Below are 15,248 nucleotides of genomic sequence, written 5' to 3'. Positions count from 1 at the left end.
TGGGGACGGCCAGCTCGCGATTGGAAGCAGGCCATGAACCAATTCGCTATCCTCTATCAGGAACGGTTTATCAGGCCTTCCGTGTAGTTCCTAAGCCCGCCTTGAACACAGAATTTCTGACACTCCCGCAAAACCATCATTTCAATTGCGCAACCGTCAGATAAGAATCTATTTCTCATCCCTACCAATCATAATTCCCTTTGGTTTTGATATATCACAAAACTCCTCCGCCGAGTATTTCATGACAAGCGCCAGCAATCCACTAGCAATCATTGGAACTCCAATTCTGAAGTCACCAAGCGCACTTACGATTGCAGCCGAGAAATAACCTTCATTGAAAACTTTAGGAATCCTGTTTGACCAGAGCTTATAAATTGGGCTAGATGGTTTGCATAGAGATTTCCAAGCGACTCGCTTTAATATAGAGAACGCCGTTCGACCGATATTCTTTGGGCTTTCCGCCACCTCCGGTGGAGGCAGCAATTTTCTATCGGGAGCAGGCAACTGATTTATAGAATAATTTCTAACACCAACAAGAAGTTTCACGCCACCCTCAGGAACACTACTTCCTATTAATTTAAAAATATCATCATCACTACTTCTCTGTATCAAAAATATCGCTTTATTTTCAATTTCCTTAGCATCCAACGACGCCTCACCGGTGCCAATCAATTCCGCAAGAATACACTCCTCTTCAATTCTCTCCACTAAACGCCGCTGAAATTGATGCCTAGTCCGGTCCGATGTTATGTTATTTATTCTATTTATAACTTCTGAAATAATCTTCTTTGCCTCACCGACATCCTTTCTCCGCAAGCAACAAACAGCCAACAACGACGACGCCTCCAAATAGAGCCGAGTTGTCGGCCCTGCGAGCTTCCGTATACCTATAAATCCTCTTTCCGAGTAAGAAATCCGATTTGCATCTAGGCATGCTTCAAATGCCCATAGCTTAGCTCTCAGCAAACGGGTATGCCCCCTGTCTTTATCGAAGATCACCTGGATCTTTGATGCGACCTCAATCGCCATATCTGGCTCCGCCTGCCGAACCGCCTTACGCAGTTCTTCTTCAAGTGGCCTTAGCGTCTTGAGCTGAGCATCCGTGAGTTTAGTGTTAGACATTGATACTCGGTTGAGAACAAAGGAATTAAATCTATTATTCCTCCAACTCACCAGAAAGCATCAAACTTTCAACGGAGCTGGAGACCTTTACAGGCAATCTATTTTTATATATATCTCAAATTTCTTACGAGCGTAGCAGAAAGTAGGGGCTCTTCATCACAAATGTCGACGCCGCCCCCCTCCAACCTCACCGGCCGGCGCCCCGTCACAATGGCAACGCCAAACAAAATAGCGGCGTCCGATTGCCATCGCCCCCGTGCCGAATTTAGTCCGGCCGAGCCTTGCTTATACCCCCCACCAACCCTCAAACTCCTCCCGCGCAATCTCACACTCCGCCAGCTCCGGATCCCACAAATCCTCCGGCGGATTGAAAAGCCAATCCTCCGGCCCGCTACGTTCCGCCTCGCCACCCGCCGACACAACAACCTGCCGCGTGCGATACCCCTGCTCGTCGTACTCGAAGAAATAGATCTCCTGTTCCTCGGGATAATCCTTCCTGATATAGACGCTGCCGCGCCCCACCAGCGCCCCGAATTTCGGGCTGGCCCGCTGAACTCGGCGCTGTTCCTCCAGATCATCTAGCCCCGCAGGCGCAGGATCGCCGATGCGAAGCGACGGAATGTCCGCGAATCTCTCCGCCTCGCCGTCGGCCGGCTCAACGATCATGACTTCGGCATAAGTCTGGATGATCGCCTCTGCCGAGGGGGCCTCGATCCACCACCACAGGGAGCCCATGCCGTAGTCGTGGGCCACAAGGAATCGCTTCATTCTGCAGACTCATCCGGATAGGTGATCAGGTCGGCCGCGTCGGACACCCAGGCATCCTTGTCCTGCCGATAGGCAAACAGCCGCTGGCGCATCTCCGGGGGCCATCCGCAACGGGCCGACATTTCGCACAACATGCCCAGGCCGATGCGCCGCATGCCGGCGTTGCGCTCGGCGCCAAGCGATGCTTCAACCTGGGCCAGCGCTTCCAGGCGCGCGCCGGTCACCGTCTCGGAAAGCGCATCCAGGACGTCTCCAACAACGCCGGGGTGCATCAATTCCGCCGCATCGAACTGCCGCGCGATCGCCAGCGCGGCCTCCGGATTCAATACCGAAAACGCCAGCCGGAGCGCCAGCCCCGGATGCCAGCGCCTGGCCAGCAAGGCCTCGACCAGCAGGCTCGCCGACGCGCCCAGTTCCAGCAGGCCAGATCGCGTCTGCCTCCGGTACGAGTTCACGATGGCGGCCAATGACTGTGCCCGCGTCGTGGCCGCGAAACTGCTTGCCAGTTCACGCGGCTGGTTTCTCGCATGGATGCCCAGCAGCGCGCTGGCCGCGAGTTCAACTCGCGAGACATCGACGTCATCGAGCTGCGCGGCCAGTGCTTGATAGAGCGAAGGCTCGCCTTCACCCGGCGGCATCGCGATCAGTCTTTCCAGGGTTTCCTTGCGGACTTGCGCATCGGCGTGTCCAAGCAGCAATGCCAGATGCCTGCTCAAGGCGCGCTGGCCGTCCGGGGAGAGTCCCGTCGGCGGAATGCGGATGGTCGCGCGCGCGAGTGCCGGCTGCTCGCTGCGCGCGGCGGCATGCAATCGCTGCCAGACGTCGGGGTGTTCGAGGAAGTTCCAGTACGCCCGCATCAAGGCAATCGCCACGTCCGGATGCAGCTTGCCGTCGCCTTCGATGCGGGCCAGGAAGGCAAAGGCGTCGTCCGTCCTCAGATCGCCGGCGAGCCGGATGATCTCCTTGGCCACGGTGACCTTGCCTCGCGGCACGCGGGCGAGCAGGTCCAGCACCTGCGACGGGCGCAGGTTCATCAGGGATCGCCGCAAGGCATAGATGGCGACGCGGGCCCGGTTGTCATCCAGCGCCTGCATCAGCTCGGCCACGCCGCGCCCGGAGTCGGCGCGCCCGAGCGCCTCCAGCGTCTTGTCGCGCAGTCCCTGGTCGGGCGCGTCCAGGCGCGCAAGATGAACCAGCGGCGCCAGGTCGATGGACGGCATGGCCGCGTAGCGCTCGACCGAACCGTAGAGTTCCCAGGCATTGCGCTGGGTGCTGGTAAGGATCTTGACCAGTTCGTCGGCATAGCATTGCTGCTGCGCGGCCGTCCAGCGCGAGAAGCCGCTGTCGAAGGCGGGCAGGAACGCCGCCTTGCCGCTGGGAAAGCGCCCCTTGTAGACCCGCGCGCTCAGGAATGGCGTCAGCAGGTCCTGCCTGTGCAGATGCATATGCCAGGACACCGCTGAAACCTGGATCCAGCTGGGATCGTCCTGCACCAGGCGGGGAATCAATTCGGCGGCCCGCTTGCGCAGTCCGAGCCGCGTCAGCGCCTCCAGTCCCGAACGAGCCACGTTGCCGCGCTTGTCCTGGGTCAGGTCGGCGAGCAGCTCGATGAACCGGTCCACGGCCTTCGCCCGGCAGCCGAAGCCGAAGATCAGTTGCAGCGCGACCGGGGCGCGTTCCCGCCGGATCCACGTGTCGAGCAGGCTCATCAAGTGCGGGGCGATTCCGATCAGCTCGCCATCGCTCATGCGGGATTCCCAATGCCCGTAGCGCAGATTGCCCATGCTGCCCATGCGTTCCACCAGACGGGGCAGCGTCTCGGCCACGAAGGCCGCGTGCGCGGCGATGATGGCCATCAGCCACTGCGTGGCGGCCGCCATGGTCTGGTGCGAGCAGTCCCGCGCGCGCAGCGCGGCATCAATCAGCGCCGTGAAACCGGGCAGATGCGCGGCTTCCCAACGCGACGGCGGCAGCGCCGCCAGGGCCGTCAACATGGCCAGCCGCACGGGGTCCTGCTCGTTCTCACGCGCACGGCAGAAATCCAGGATGGCGGGCAGGCTCGAGGCCTCGTACCGCCCCGCCCCGACCACCGCGGCCACGGCCTGCGCGCGCAGCTCGCCATCGGGTTGCGACAGGAAGGGCTGGGCCAGGGCCAGCGCTTCCTGGAACGGCAGGCAGGACAGGTAAGGCAACCGCGCCATCGGCTCGGCGGCCAGCAGCCGCAGCGAAAACGCGTGGCGCGCTTCGGTCTGCCTGGCCGCGCTGGACAGGGCTTGCACGAAGGCGAGCGGGAGCGCCCCGCTGTGCTCGCGCCAGGCTTCGCCGCCCTGGCGGTAGAGGGCGTCACGTTGGCCGGCATTCAGGTGTGGGAAGACTTCATGCAGGTTGGGCAGCGCGTCGGCCGCCAACAATTCGCAAAGCGTGGACGCGTCCAGGCGCTTCAGGGTCTGCACCGTGAGCGCAATGCGCTGCCTGCCGCCCAAGCCCGCGATGATCGCGGCGATTTCCTTCGGGAACAGCGACCCGTAGCGCGCCAGCGGCAAGTCATGGACCGGCATCCGGGTGAACGCCACGCGCAGCAGGCTCAAGCCGGCATCCGGGTCGCTGCGCAACATGCGATAGAGCGAGGCCCGGACGGCCAGGCGCAGGACGTAGGACGGATTGCCGGACTGCTCCAGGGCATGGGTCAGCCTGTCGCGCACGAATCCGGGCAAGCGTTGAGCCAGCGTCGCCCACTGCGGCGCGTCAAGCGCGGCCATCTGCTCGGCGTCCAGATGCCGCTCGATGAAGGCATCGGTCGTCCAGGAAAGCAGATGACGGCGCGCGCTCCCTTCGAGTGTCGGGTAGACGGCGTCGTTCACCTGCCCGCGTCCGGACTGCCAAAGCCGGCAAGCCAGATCCACGCGGCATGGCTTCGTCAGATCCGGCATCAACCGGATCAATATCTCATCGGGCAAGGCCCGTGCGGCCAATCGGGCGGCGCGCGATGCCAGCATGGGCGAGGGATCGGCGAGCATCGTGACAATCAGATCCTCCGCGCAGGAACCGCTGGCCGACATCAGGGCCAACAGCCGCTCGTAATGGATATCCGATTGCGCCAGGGATTTCAGGTCTTCGGCAAGATGGGCATCCATGAGGGAGGCACGACCGAGTTCGACCATGCGCCGGTAGCGTTGATCATGGCTCAGGGACGCAACGTCCGCGAGGATGCGCTGCACGGACGGGCGGTGTTTTTTCAATGAGGGCGTCATGGTCGATGATGGGCGGGGATGCGAAGGATGGGCTAGGCGCGGGTCAGGCGGCGCGGCCGGCGTGTTGCAACGAGGATAGCAAATCGATTCGATCAAGCGGCTGGCCTGAATTGGCGGCATGCGCCTGCTGCATGTTCGGCGTATTCAAGACGGTGGCCGTTGGGCGCGGAACACCAGGAAGCCAGAGCCGGCACGGCAATCCCTCACAAATGCCGATGGCTGCAAGCCATCTCCAACCCGGCAAGTTTCCCGATCATCCTCGCCAGCCCCTGCGCGCTCGCCTCATCCACCCCCTCCAGCCTCACCATCCGAAACCCCATCGCCAGGCTGAAATGCCAATCCAGCTCCAGGATCCGATACGCCTTCCCATCGTCCGCGCAATGCCACTGCACGCCCGGATCCTCATAAGCCGCCCCGATGAAATCAATATGCGAACCAAACGGCGGCAAGGACTCCAGCGGTGCCTCCGACCCTGGCAAACTCGGCTCGCATAGGTTCTCTCCCACCGCCACCCTGGGCGACGGCCCGTCATAGGCCAGCAGCATCAGCGGAATGCTCTGGAGATCCGCGTCATGATCGGCGCGCACGTCGGCGCTCAGATATTCCCTGGCCGCCGGTCCCAGGCAGTATTGCGGGCTATGCCAATCGCTGCCCTCGTCGTCGGCATACAGATCGCCCAGCGTGATGCCATGGCTGGCCAGCAGCGCCACGCTTTCTTCCATGGTGTCGTTATGGCGGATGGGAATGTCCGGGGGCAGATAACCGGCGCGCGCATACAGGGCGATCACATCGCCGGGCGTGCGCATGTGTTCATCGTATTGGTATGAGCCTTCGTGCAGGCTGGCCAGGCCGAAGCTCAGGTTGATCAGGGCGCGTCGGGGAATGTTCTGGCCGCGCGGTTCAAGCACGTAGCCGCCGTCCAGCAATCTGGCTTCCAGCGCGCGCCAGTCGGGCGGCGGCAGGTGCATGTCGCGCGGAAACAGGAATTGGTGGTGTTCGGACATGGGCGGGACTCCTGCTAGAGCGTGAATCAAGGCAGGAATACACCGCCGGGTGCGCGTTGAATTCCCGACGTGATGATCGCGGGAAACGCCATGCGAGGCAAATCAGACAGCCGGCCAGCATCGACCAGGCCGCTTAAGGCTTATTGTCCGAGGTCTGGATCTGGCCGGTTCGCACTGGCCAGCACGCGATCAAGAATGCCGTCGGTCATTGTGCTCAATTCGTTAAGCATCGTGGCCAGCACGGCAAAATAGACGTCCCTGTCCTGTCCGTTCGCCTCGGGACTGTAGGTTTCCATCATCAGACCCGTCATGATCGACGTTGCTGGCGAGAGGCTGCCATCGACAAACGGGCCGATCAAAGCGCGAACGATGCTTGACAGCGCTCCGGGCCGGTTGGCGTCCGTGGCGGCCAATTCTCCTGTTCTCAAGCTGTTTTCCGCCATGCTGCCCGCCAATGTCGCGAAGAGCGCCACGGCGCCTGACGTGATTGGGCGCACGATCGAGTCACGAGGAAGCTGGAACACCGGAGATTCCATTAATGCGCTTGCCAGCATTCCCAGCATGAAACGCACGCCATGTTCTGAAGCCAGCGCATCCCGCGCCTGCACCGGCCCGATGGTATTGCTGAATGTGGCGCCGAAATGACTAAGGGCGCTGGTGATTGCCCGATTCAGAATCGCCGTCAATGCGCTGTTCGCGATCGTTACCGGACTGGCTTGCCGGCCGACAAAATATGCCGCCATGCCTGCAATGCCGCCCAGGGCGTTGGCGACGCGCCCCCTGGCCTGTTGATCCTGGATGACGCCGCCAAGCAAATGATCCGCCGTATCGGAAACCTGGCGTCCCAGGCGAAAGGCCATCGTCAATGCCAGCGCCTCGCCGGTGGCATGGTTTCCCAGCACAGGCACCGACCGGACCACAAAGGGAACCGCGATTCGCGCCGCGATCGACATCAAGCCGCCCACTACGCCCCTGGCCATACCGTGACGCATCGCCAGCTCCCCGGTGACGGCCTGGTTCACTACGGGCTCGACGTGGTGCATATCCAGCACCACGTGGCCGACGTCCTGATTTGGCGGTGGTCGGGCATCGCCGTTTCCGTTGACGGCTTGATTGATGCCACCGTTTCCATTGCCCGCCTGATTCGGGCCGTCGTTCCGATTGCTCGACGTATTGGGGGTGAAGCGATTGCGAATCCCGTTATTGCCGTCCATTGCCAGCCCCCCGAATTGCCGTCGTCAGGCAATCCTCTCCCTGCCGCCAGGCAATCGCCTGGCCGGCGAGGGTATCAAGATAGGTGGCAAGCTTTTTCCCCGACAGATCCGCCAGGGGCAGCGCGCTCATCAGCAGCACCCGACCACTGCCCGAGGCGCCGAAAACCATATGGATCTGTTCGCCCAACCGGGAAAACTCGTGAGCCATGACGTTGAAGCGCAGCAGCTCCGCGCAACCGCCGCCGCTCTGAGCGTCAGGCGACAGGCCAAAATCGCAGTTGACCTGCATGCATTCCGAAAACACGCCCAGCCCGCAGCTCAGCATGAAGTCGACATCGCCTATGCGCAGGCTGCCCGTTTCAAGAATGTCGGAAGCGTCCAGGCCGACGAACCGGCAAAGGTCTGCGAGCAAGGGACGAAAGCGCACGTCGGACATGATCTGGATCGCCGGTAGACACGATATGACTGTGTGGCAATCCGACGGCCAGGCGTTCCCGACCGTACGCGCGCGCCTGGCGTGCCTAGCGCGGCTGGCGCTGGCACGGAAGGACAAGTGATCTCAAGCGACGACAGGCAAGGCGCGCCGTCCGATGACGCGCCCCGCATCATGTCTCCTGACTAATTCGCCTTTTCGTCCTCGCCCTTATACCCGCTGATATACGCGCGCCCCGAGCAGCGCACCGTGGCCACGCAGGTCAGGCCGTTGCTCTTGGCGTTGCAGGTTGCGCGCGCCTCATTGCGGGCAGCGACGGGGTCGGTATTGAGTGCGGTGAAACCGGTGCCGCGGCCTTCGCTGCCCTTGCCCCAGGACATGCCGACGCAGGTGTCGGTATAGGTGAGCACGGTGCGGCAGCCCTTGCAGTCTTCCCACTTGAGCAGGGCATCGACGGCTTGTTTCTCGGTGGGGTAGCCGTCGGCGTAGGTCAGGGCGCCGGATTCCATTTCGGCGACCGAGCCCCAGTAGCCGCGCGAGTCCAGTTTGGCGGACAGCGCTTCAAGCTGGGCGGGCGTGGCGGTGTTGGGGGCCTTCAGGTCGGCTTCGCTATAGCCGGGGCCGGCGCACAGCGGCATGGCGGCCAGTTTGCACTTGCCGTCGGCGCTGTCGTTGGTGCAGGTGCGGATGGCTTTCTTCGCGGCGATTTCGGCCGAGACGCTATTGCCCCAGAACAGATCGTTGCGCGAGTTGCGCGCCAGCGCGACGCAGCTGTCGGAGAAGGCGGTGACGCTCTTGCAGCCCTTGGCGCCGGCCTTGTTGCATTTGGCCAGCGCGCCTTGCTTGGCTACGCCGGCCGAGGTTTCCGGCATGACCCAATACAGCTTGGCCTGGGCTTCGTCGGTGGCGACGGCGCCATACAACGCTTCGGCGTGGGCGGCGGGCGCGGCCAGCATGGACAGGGCAAGCGCGCCGGCGGTGGCGAAGGCGGCGCCGGTGGCGCGGAACAGGGCAAGCAGACGCGCGGGCATCATCGTTTTGCGGTATCCAGTAAGTAAGGTGCGGCGTGCTGGAAACAAGGCATTTACGCGAGCGCGCGATGGAATATGCGCGAGCGACGAAACGCGCGAATGTTATCACGCAGGTGTTTGACTCCCGCGCGCGGCGCGCGCTCGTTTGGAAACAGAACTTAACGAGTTTCACGGGTTTTGCCATGCAATATGGCGCGGTCTTTCCGTTAACATGACGCACCTTCGGCGCGGGGTTTTCCCGCGCCAGATGATCGCATTGGTAATAGACCGGTGGCAGTACGCCAGCGGCAGCACGCCAGATATAGAGGGAGCACGTAGCACATTATGAAGACATCGCGACTTCGTTCGGTATGGCGGTCGGCGCAGGCCCTGCCGGTGTTGCTGGCGGCGGCCGCCCTGGCGGGTTGCGCGCCGATGCCGACGGGCGGCAGTTCGACGCTGCCCTCGCTCTCGAACATGTTCTCGCAGGGGCTGTCGCTGTCGCCCAGCGTGAACGTGGCCAAGAACATGAAGGGCCGTCCGGTGGCCGACGCGATCACCGCGCTGGGCGAGCCGTCGACCAAGCGCGCGGTGGGCAACACGATGGAGCTGGTCTGGTCCGATTACCAGACCGCCCCGTATACCGAATGGGTGTCCACCGGCTCGTCGCAGCAAGTGGTGGGCATGATTCCGGCCACGGCGACCAGCGCGGCCACGCCGGTATTCCAGCAGACCAATAGCGGGTATTACGGCAATCGCACCAAGGTGTATGAATGCAAGGTGGTGATGCGGATGCAGGACAGCATCATCATCGACAGCCAGGTGGACGGCAATGTCTGCCCCGAGTTCATCAATGCCTTGCGCAAATGGGCCGGCGAGCGCGAGGCCAGCAATTATCGCAAGTAGCCGCGCAGGATAATCAGGCGGGGATGCCGGATTATCCCCGGCCTCCCTCCGCGCCCGCCTCGTTCCATGACCGATCACTTTCCATCACGCGACACGCCGCTCACGGATCCGCTTGCGGCCGCCTTTCCGGCGGAGATCCGCGAGGACGTGAGCCGCGTGAGCGCGCTGATCCGGCCGGACGCCGACTATCACCGGGGCGTGCCCGTCCGGGTGCGGGGACAGGCGCTCACCCTGCCCTACCGCATCGAACACGGCTTTGACGAAGCGCTGTTTCCACAACTGAACGCGACCCAGGCCTTGATCTATGCCTGCGTGCTGTCGCGGCACCTGGACGGCAAGCTGCGGCAGCGCCAGATCGCGCGGCTGGCCCAGGCTGAGCAGGCGTGGCCCCTGCCCTTCGTGCTGCAGCTTTGCGGCGAATACGTGATGCAGATCCTGGAGACGGTCGAGGCCCATCTGCCGGCGATGGACGCACGAGGCTGCGGTGGGTTCCTGCGCGACAACGCGGCGTTTCTGGACCTGGCCGAGCAGCGCATGATCAGTTACTGGGATTGCTACTACCGGCGGCGTTACCCGGACAGAAGCGATTATGTGGGCTTTCGGGTCTTTGAACGGTTGCGGGCGTGGCAGGCCGCTGAAGACTGAGCGCGGCCTGCGTCCCGCCTCAGAAGCGCCGGTAGACGAAAGCCTCTCCCCCTATCCCCTGTCTCGCCCCGAACTGGCCTTGCGCGCTCAGGCGCAGCGACCATGACGGCGACGGCTCCCAGCGCGCGCCCGCTTCCAGCACCGTCGCGCCGCCATTGGTGTCGGCGCCCTGCAAGGCCTTGCCGTCGAGCCGCGCGCGCACCTCGGTCCTGGCGTCCTGCTCCCAGGCGGCGCCCGCGTAGAGGCGCGTCTGGTCGCCGACCGCGTAGACGTACTGCGCGCCCAGGCGCGTGCGCAGCGCTTGCGTGGCGTCGTAGCTGAGCTGGTCGCCCGCGTCGTTGCGCACGGAATCGCCGCCCAGCCGTTGCCACTGCGCGCGGGCATAGGCGTCGAGCTGGCCGCGCTCGCTCAACGGCACCACATGGCCCAGCATGGCGTGGGCGCCCCAATAGTTCGAACGGCTCCGGTAGTTGGTGCTGCCATCGATATCGTCGGTATAGCTGCCGCGCATGCGTCCGCCGCGCAACGAGGCCTCGGCATACGCGCCGCCCAGGAACCAGTAGCGCGCCAGGATGCCCACGCCGATGTTGTCGACGCGGCCCTTGCCCTCGGCCGACAGGCCGCCCGACGAGGCCTGGCCGCGATAGCGGGTGCGCCCGGCCTCGACCAGCGGCGCCACCACGTAGTCGCCGGCGGCGGTGGCGCCACCCAGGGCGTAGCCGAACACGGCGTTGGCGCGGTCCAGCTTGAGGTTCTTGTCGGTGTAGCGGGTGTGGCCCAGGTCCGGACTGAAGAACAGGCCGCGCCGCTCGGGGCCGCGCAGGTCGGCGGCCGACAGCATGCCGCCGCTGTCGGCCAGCGCGCCGATGCCGGCGCCGATGGACCGAGGGTAGAGTTTGTTGGCGGCCAGCGTCAGATTGGTGGCGGCCAGCGTGGCGGTCAGCGCGGACGCGCTCTGCACATCGAACAGGTAGCGGTAGGCGCCATACTCCAGGATGTGCGAGCCCGGGTTGGCGACCGTGCCGGTGGTGGCGCTGATGAGGGTGACGCGGTCACCCGGCTGCAGGCGCTTGAGCGGGCCGGCGGCCTGCATGGCCACGGTGGCACCCTGCGTGCCGATCGGCGCGCTGGCGCGCAGCATGGTGGTGCCGTTGACGGCGTCGGCGGGCAGCAGGAAGCTCAGCTGGCCGCCCTTGGCGGACAGGGCCGGGCCCTGATAGGCGGCATTGGGCCCAAGCACGGTGATGCCGCCCTGGAAGCCGAAGCCGCCGTTGCCGCCGATGGTCAGCGTGTTGCCGCCGCCGAACAGCAGTTGGCTGATCTGCACGCCTTGTCCGGTGACGGCGTTGTAGGGCCGGGTGTTGTCGAACGTCAGCTGGGTGCTGGTGTCGCGCAGGTCCAGCGTGCCGATGCTGACGCGGCTGGCGTCACTGAAGGTCGCTGCCGGGCTGCGCAGCACGCCGGCGGCAAACACCGCTTGGCCATAGGGACTGCCCGCGGCCGCGTTGCCGGGCAGCCCGGCGCCGGGCTCGCCGGCCACGACCAGTCCGTCCTGGTGGCGGATATAGAGCGTCCCCGCCACCGACAGCGAGGCGGATCCGGCGGCGGCGTAGGCGGGCGCGTCGATGGCGGTCTCCCGGAACTCCAGCGTGGCGGGTCGGGCAGCCACGTAATGGGTGCCCGCCAGCACGCTGACCGGACCATCGCTGGTCAGGTTGGCGCTCGCCTGCAGGCTGCTGTTGCCCCCCTTGGCGACGCCGTTGAACCGGAGATCCCGCCCTGGACGTCCCACCTTGGCCGATCCCGCTTGCAGCGTGATGCCCTGGGCGACGCTCAGGTCGCCTTGCGCCACGTACTGCACGGACTGGCCCGTGGCCTGCGCGGTATCCGAGGCGCTTCGGGTGTTCATGATGTCCGCCGAGCCCGCCTGCAACGCCAGGCCGCCTCCGATGACGCTATCGCCGGTCACGCGGATCCGCATCACGCCGGCATCCGATGCCCGGCCGTCGCCGACCGCGCGCGCGTCGCCCACGCGTATCACGTTAGCGTCGGTGCCATGCAGGGTCGTGTCGCCGGCCACTGCCAGGTTGCCGCCCACGTCCAGCGTGACGGGACGCCACCGGGCCGAGGCCAGGACATCCTCGGACGATTGGTTTTCCGCCAGGGCCTGACCGCCGAACAATTCCAGGCGGCCCGCGACGGATGCGTCGCCGCCCACCGTCACCTGAATGGCCTCGCGCAGCGCCTGGGCCGCGCCCGAGCTCGACGACACCAGCATCACCCCCACCGGGGCGGCGTCGATCACGAAATCCCCGCCCACGCTCAGGTTGCGGCCCACTTCCAGGCTCGCCGCGCCTGCCCGCGCCGACGCGTAGGGTCCTTCGAGGGAGAACGCCGTGGCAGGCGCCGTCCGCACAACCAGGTCCGTGCCCACCGCGAGACTGCCGCCGATTCGCGTGGTCGTCGCGCCGCCCGCGCCCCTCGCCGCACCCCGATCCGGGACCTCGTAATCCTGGTAGTCGGAGATCGCGGTCGCCTGGCCGCCCGACAGCACCATCGAACCCGCCACGCTCATGTTCTGCACGGCGGACAAGGCGGCACTGCCTCCGGTGACGGTCTGGTCTTGCCTGGGCACGGCATAGGTGTTGTCGGTGTCCGCCACCACATCGCCGCCGCGCAACGTCACGTTGCCGGAAACGATCAGCTCGGCCGGCGCGTGATGGCTGGCATCGACGGGCAAGCCTTCCGTGCTGGCGCCCCCCTCCACCCTGACGGCATCCACCGTTTGCGCCGCCACGGGCAAGGCCGCGCCCAGCACGATGCCCAGGAACAATGAACGGTACAGCGGGCTATGGATGGATCTGACTGCCGGAACGCGTCGTTGCTGTTTGCGTGGAATGCGGGACTGAGAATGCATGCGGCCTCCGTGCTTGGGCGCCTGAACGAACGATTGAGCTTGCAAGGACCTCGCCGCGCCGGGCGGCGCGGTCGGGTGACGCTGTGTGGACGCGTGCGTGCTTCGGTTCCACGCGTCAGCGCGGCATGTCAGGAACGGCGGAACGGGCCTGCGCCAGCAGACGCTCGACGATCGGGCCGAAACGCTCGGGCCTGCCCTGGAACAAGGCGTCGGCGCCGCCATTGCCGAGGATCATCGCGGTCAGGGCTGCCCTGCCCCGCGCATCGTCGATCAGTCCGATCGCGGCGCGCTCGTATTGCTCGGCATCGGCCGCGATCAACGATTCCGGCAAGCCCAGCCGCCGGAACAGCGTGGCATCCAGGCGTTCATGCACTTCGCGGCCTGTCATGCAGACCCCGGGCAGGCCCTGGCTGACGGTGTCGACGATGCTGTTGGTGTTGCCGTAGGGAAAGGGATCGAGGAACAGATCGCAGCCGCGCAGGCGCGCGAGATAGTCCTCGTAGGGCATGCTTTCGTGCACCTGGGCTTGCGGCACGGCGGCGGTCACCGTGCGCCGCAGGGCCATGTGCGCCACGCCCCGGCAGTCGCCAACGAAGAAATGGAATTGCATGGCCCTGGATGCGCGCTCGCCGATACGCCGGCAGGTCGCCAGGAAGCAGGCGTTCAACTTCAGCGAGGTCGCGCAGACGGCGACGCGCAGCGGGCGTTCCGGGTCTGGATGCGGGCTGGCCACGCCTGGCGACGCGGGCCGGGCCTGGAAGCCGGGCGGCGGCACATGCACCACGCAGTCCCTGGGCAGCGTGACCACGCGCTCGCTGAAGCAAGAGGCATCGCCCAGCGTGTCTTCCTCGACCAGCATGGCGTCGATGCCTGGCGCGTGCGTGGTCGCGGGATGGCCGGCGGCGGCGAGCTGCAGCGGCGCCAGGCGCAGATTGCTCAGCCGGACCGCCAGCGGCGACAGGCCGATGCTTGGGTAATAGATGATGTCTGGCCGGAGTTCGCGCGCCAGCGCCACGGCCTGCGCCACCTCATCCGGCGGCGACAGGCTGTGGCAGCGATCGAAAACCGTCCTCGCGGCCGCATCGACGACGCCGGCCATCGCCACCCCGTGCAGCTCGAAGCGGGCGCGCGCCGCGCGCAAGGTCGACGAGTGCGTGCGATACAGGGAATGCTGCGCTGAGAAGGCCTCCAGCACCACCAGCATCAAGGGCCGCGCGCGCCTTGGCGGATGAGCGCGCATGTCGTCGAGTCCGTCGGCCAGCAGCCGCTGGCGCAGCAGGCGGTTGATCTCGCGCTTGATGTCGTGCTTGTCCGCCGCCAGCGCATAGCTGCAATGCATGTACGCGTCATGCAGCACGGCTGTCGGCAGGCCGCGCAGGTCCGGCAACTGCGCCAGCTTGCAAGGCAGCCAGCGCAGCATGGTCTCGCGGCGCGCGCAGGCCGAAGGCGTGACCATCTGGCGCGCGGCCAGCTGGGCGATGCACAGGCCCGCCGCCGCCCGCGCGTCATGGGCCCAGAGCGCGTCCAGCGGCACGTCCAGTTCGGAGTCCGGCACGCACAACACGCAGTACTTGAGCAAGTCGCCCGGCCCCAACGCCAGCCCGCCGCCCCGCCCTCGCGTCGCGCCGGCCAGCGCGGCGATCACGTGATCCGCATGCCCAAACGGCGTGGCGCCGAAGATGGCCGCCAGCCAGCGCTGCAGCGCCAGGAACTGTTCGAAGCCGTCGCGCGAGACCTGGAAGCCCGGGTCCGCGAACAGGGCGCCGATGGCCGCCGCCCAGCGGGCCAGGAAATGCGCCCGGGCGTCCTCGGACAGCCCGGCAGGCAGCGCCCCGTGGCGCTCGTCCAGGCGGCGCAGGCCCAGCAGCAACAGGCATCCGGCGGCCTCGTGCTGGCGACGATGCACCAGCCATTCGAACTGGCTCAGGGAGAACGCGGGCGGGTCGCGCGGATCGGCGGGCATGGCATCCATCCCCGC

11 protein-coding genes are annotated in these 15,248 nt (G+C 65.3%); 2 read left to right on the top strand and 9 right to left on the bottom strand.

The features are described from left to right. Positions 1-168: 168 nt before the first annotated feature. The 7 genes from AC6LJ9_RS17015 to AC6LJ9_RS16985 form a co-directional block, all read right to left on the bottom strand. Positions 169-1,122, bottom strand: a complete 954-nt coding sequence (locus AC6LJ9_RS17015) for a hypothetical protein (RefSeq protein ID WP_498148475.1) — start codon at positions 1,120-1,122, stop codon at positions 169-171. A 285-nt stretch (positions 1,123-1,407) separates the two neighbouring features. Beyond that, on the bottom strand, positions 1,408-1,890 hold the full coding sequence (locus tag AC6LJ9_RS17010) for a hypothetical protein (protein ID WP_498148474.1): 483 nt from the start codon (positions 1,888-1,890) through the stop codon (positions 1,408-1,410). Continuing rightward, on the bottom strand, positions 1,887-5,108 hold the full coding sequence (locus AC6LJ9_RS17005) for a hypothetical protein (protein ID WP_498148473.1): 3,222 nt from the start codon (positions 5,106-5,108) through the stop codon (positions 1,887-1,889). The genes AC6LJ9_RS17010 and AC6LJ9_RS17005 overlap by 4 nt, the downstream gene beginning before the upstream one ends. 236 nt (positions 5,109-5,344) lie before the next feature. Continuing rightward, positions 5,345-6,145, bottom strand: coding sequence for a hypothetical protein (locus tag AC6LJ9_RS17000; protein WP_498148472.1), 801 nt, complete (start codon positions 6,143-6,145; stop codon positions 5,345-5,347). Positions 6,146-6,285: 140 nt separating this feature from the next. After that, positions 6,286-7,359 (bottom strand): hypothetical protein, encoded by a 1,074-nt coding sequence (locus AC6LJ9_RS16995; RefSeq protein ID WP_498148471.1) that lies wholly within the window; start codon positions 7,357-7,359, stop codon positions 6,286-6,288. Beyond that, positions 7,346-7,795 carry a hypothetical protein gene (locus AC6LJ9_RS16990; protein ID WP_498148470.1) on the bottom strand — a complete coding sequence of 150 codons (450 nt, stop codon included), beginning with the start codon at positions 7,793-7,795 and terminating at the stop codon, positions 7,346-7,348. Before AC6LJ9_RS16990 ends, AC6LJ9_RS16995 begins: the two co-directional genes overlap by 14 nt. A 182-nt stretch (positions 7,796-7,977) precedes the next feature. Next, entirely contained in the window at positions 7,978-8,826 is an 849-nt protein-coding gene (locus tag AC6LJ9_RS16985) for a DUF4189 domain-containing protein (protein WP_498148469.1), read from the bottom strand. Positions 8,827-9,147: 321 nt separating this feature from the next. Here AC6LJ9_RS16985 and AC6LJ9_RS16980 point away from each other — a divergent pair, with 321 nt between their 5' ends. Both AC6LJ9_RS16980 and AC6LJ9_RS16975 read left to right on the top strand, forming a co-directional pair. Next, positions 9,148-9,708 carry a hypothetical protein gene (locus tag AC6LJ9_RS16980; protein ID WP_498148468.1) on the top strand — a complete coding sequence of 187 codons (561 nt, stop codon included), beginning with the start codon at positions 9,148-9,150 and terminating at the stop codon, positions 9,706-9,708. Positions 9,709-9,774: 66 nt separating this feature from the next. Next, the gene (locus AC6LJ9_RS16975; protein WP_498148467.1) at positions 9,775-10,353 is read left to right on the top strand and encodes a hypothetical protein; all 579 of its coding nucleotides are present in this window, start codon (positions 9,775-9,777) and stop codon (positions 10,351-10,353) included. Between the two features lie 19 nt (positions 10,354-10,372). On the opposite strand, the gene AC6LJ9_RS16970 is transcribed toward AC6LJ9_RS16975, so the two are convergent. Then, entirely contained in the window at positions 10,373-13,186 is a 2,814-nt protein-coding gene (locus AC6LJ9_RS16970) for an autotransporter domain-containing protein (RefSeq protein WP_498148466.1), read from the bottom strand. Between the two features lie 199 nt (positions 13,187-13,385). Further along, positions 13,386-15,233 (bottom strand): peptide transporter, encoded by a 1,848-nt coding sequence (locus tag AC6LJ9_RS16965; protein ID WP_498148465.1) that lies wholly within the window; start codon positions 15,231-15,233, stop codon positions 13,386-13,388. Between the last annotated feature and the right edge of the window lie 15 nt (positions 15,234-15,248).

The organism is Achromobacter sp. 1011811831 (assembly GCF_059760905.1).
This window is presented reverse-complemented; position numbering and strand designations above follow the sequence as displayed.

What these genes read in the sequence shown, in the direction of transcription:
- AC6LJ9_RS17015 (WP_498148475.1), bottom strand. Translation starts at nt 1,122, where the DNA reads ATGTCTAACACTAAACTCACGGATGCTCAGCTCAAGACGCTAAGGCCA.
- AC6LJ9_RS17010 (WP_498148474.1), bottom strand. Translation starts at nt 1,890, where the DNA reads ATGAAGCGATTCCTTGTGGCCCACGACTACGGCATGGGCTCCCTGTGG.
- AC6LJ9_RS17000 (WP_498148472.1), bottom strand. Translation starts at nt 6,145, where the DNA reads ATGTCCGAACACCACCAATTCCTGTTTCCGCGCGACATGCACCTGCCG.
- AC6LJ9_RS16995 (WP_498148471.1), bottom strand. Translation starts at nt 7,359, where the DNA reads ATGGACGGCAATAACGGGATTCGCAATCGCTTCACCCCCAATACGTCG.
- AC6LJ9_RS16990 (WP_498148470.1), bottom strand. Translation starts at nt 7,795, where the DNA reads ATGTCCGACGTGCGCTTTCGTCCCTTGCTCGCAGACCTTTGCCGGTTC.
- AC6LJ9_RS16985 (WP_498148469.1), bottom strand. Translation starts at nt 8,826, where the DNA reads ATGATGCCCGCGCGTCTGCTTGCCCTGTTCCGCGCCACCGGCGCCGCC.
- AC6LJ9_RS16980 (WP_498148468.1), top strand. Translation starts at nt 9,148, where the DNA reads ATGAAGACATCGCGACTTCGTTCGGTATGGCGGTCGGCGCAGGCCCTG.
- AC6LJ9_RS16975 (WP_498148467.1), top strand. Translation starts at nt 9,775, where the DNA reads ATGACCGATCACTTTCCATCACGCGACACGCCGCTCACGGATCCGCTT.
- AC6LJ9_RS16965 (WP_498148465.1), bottom strand. Translation starts at nt 15,233, where the DNA reads ATGCCCGCCGATCCGCGCGACCCGCCCGCGTTCTCCCTGAGCCAGTTC.